Consider the following 2,303-nt stretch of genomic DNA (forward strand, 5'->3'; position numbering starts at 1 on the left):
CCCGGCCGCACCCCACCCAACTCCACCAACGCGTGATACGCCGTCAAGAACACCAACGGCACCGACGCCGCAACCTCCCACGACCACCCCTCGGGGACGGGGGTCATCATGCGTTCGTCGCCCACCACATGGGTGCCGAAGCCGCCGAAGAGCATGCCCATGACCCGGTCACCGACGTTGAGTCCGGTGACGTCGGGTCCGGTCTCGACCACGACGCCGGCCGCCTCGGAGCCGAACAGTCCGGCGTCGCCGGGGTACATGCCCAGGGCGTTGAGGACGTCGCGGAAGTTGACACCGGCGGCGCGGACCTCGATCCGTACCTGGTGACCGATCAGCGGTTCAAGAACTTCGGGGAAGGGCGCCAGGGTCAGTCCGTCCAGGCTGCCCTTGGCGCGGCTGTCCAGCCGCCAGGGCCCGCCCGTCGGGGGCACCAGGCCCGTGCCGGACTCCAGTCGGGCGAGCCGGCCCACCCGCAGCGCGCCCTCGCGGACCACGGCCTGCGGCTCGTCGGCGTCCACCAGGCCCGGCAGGCCGGGGAGCACGGACGCCGACTCGTCGGCGTCGTCGGCGTCCACGAGCAGGAACCGCCCGGGGTTCTCCGCCTGAGCGGAGCGCACCAGGCCCCACACCGAGGAGGCGGCCACGTCCGTGACGCCCCCGTGGGCGTCCTCGACGGCGCCACGGGTGACGAACACCAGCCGCGAGCCGGCGAACCGCTCGTCGGCAAGCCACTCCTGCACCAACGTCAGGGCGTGGAGGGCGAGTTCGTTGGCCGACTGCGCGCCGCGCGCGCTGTCGCCCCGGAGGGGTGCGACCACGATGGCAGGCATCGCCGCGTTCTCGCGGGCGGCCAGTTCGGCGAGGGTGGCCGCCGGGACGCCGAGGCTGACGGCGCCGGTCGAGGCGAGAGCGGCGCCCAGGCCCAGTTCGTCCGTGCCGAGCACCACCCAGGTGGTGTCCGCGGACACCTTCTCCGGCGTACCGGGCACCCAGTCGACGCGGAAGAGCGAGTTCAGTTCGTCGCGACGGCCGGTGTCGGCGGGCTGGGGTCCGGCTGCCCGCAGGACCAGCGAGTCCACGGAGATCACCGGTTCGCCCTGTACGTCGACCGCGGCGAGCTGTACGGAGTCCTGGCCGTTGCTGGTCACCCGGACGCGCAGGGTGGAGGCACCGGAGGCGTGCAGGGACACCCCGTTCCAGGCGAAGGGCAGAAGGCTGCGGTCGTCGCCGTCCGCGCTGGCGAAGACCGTGCTGTGCAGGACGGAGTCGAGCAGCGCCGGGTGCACGCCGAAGTCTCCGGCGTCGCTGACCGCGCGGTCGAGGGCGACCTCGGCGAAGATCTCCGCGCCCCGGCGCCAGACCGCGCGCAGGCCGCGGAAGACCGGGCCGTAGTCGAGTCCGTTGCTCGCGTAGCGGTCGTAGAGCCCTTCGATGTCCACCACGGTCGCGCCCTTGGGCGGCCATACGGCTCCGTCGAAGTCGAGCACCTGCTCGCCGTTGCCGATCCGCCCGGAGGCGTGCAGCGTCCACTCGTCGTCGCGCGCGTCGGCGGGGCGGGTGTAGAAGCGCAGTTCGCGACGGCCCTCCTCGTCCGCGCCCCCGATGGAGATCTGCACCTGGACGGCGCCCGTGCGCGGCAGGATGAGGGGGGCGGCCAGCATCAGTTCTTCGACGCGGTCGCAGCCGGCCTGGTCGGCGGCCCTGATGGCGAGTTCGAGGAAGCCCGTGCCGGGGAAGAAGACCATCCCGCTGACGACGTGGTCGGCCAGCCAGGGGTGGGTGGCCAGCGAGAGGGTGCCCGTCAGCAGAAGCTCGTCGGAGCCGGCCACGGACATGGCGGCGCCGAGCAGCGGGTGGTTGGCGGAGGTGAGTCCGAGTCCGGTCGCGTCGGCCGGCTGGAAGGTCATCTTCGGCCAGAAGCGCTCGTGCTGGAAGGCGTACGTCGGCAGGTCCACCGGCTGGGCGCCGGTGCCCGCGAAGAACGCGGCCCACTCCACCCGCACGCCGTGGACGTGCAGTTGGGCGAGTGCGGTGACGAGCGTGACCTCCTCGGCACGGTTCTTGCGCAGGGCCGGTACGGTCACGGCTCCCTCGGACACGGACTCCTGCGCCATGGCGGAGAGCACCCCGTCCGGACCCAGCTCCAGGAACGTGGCCACGCCCTGCTCACCGAGGGTGCGGATACCGTCGGAGAAGCGCACGGCCTCGCGGACGTGGCGCACCCAGTACCCGGCCGAGCACAGCTCCTCGGCCGACGCCATACCACCGGTCAGGTTCGACACCACCGGGATGACCGGCTCGGC

Annotated in this window: 1 protein-coding gene; it reads right to left on the bottom strand. The window is 72.6% G+C overall.

All coding sequences use genetic code 11. The features are described 5' to 3' along the window. Positions 1–2,303, bottom strand: a 2,303-nt coding sequence (locus tag ACWD0Y_RS36580) for a polyketide synthase dehydratase domain-containing protein (RefSeq protein ID WP_450264565.1), incomplete at both ends; no start/stop codon positions are given.

This window comes from Streptomyces altiplanensis, from assembly GCF_053591575.1.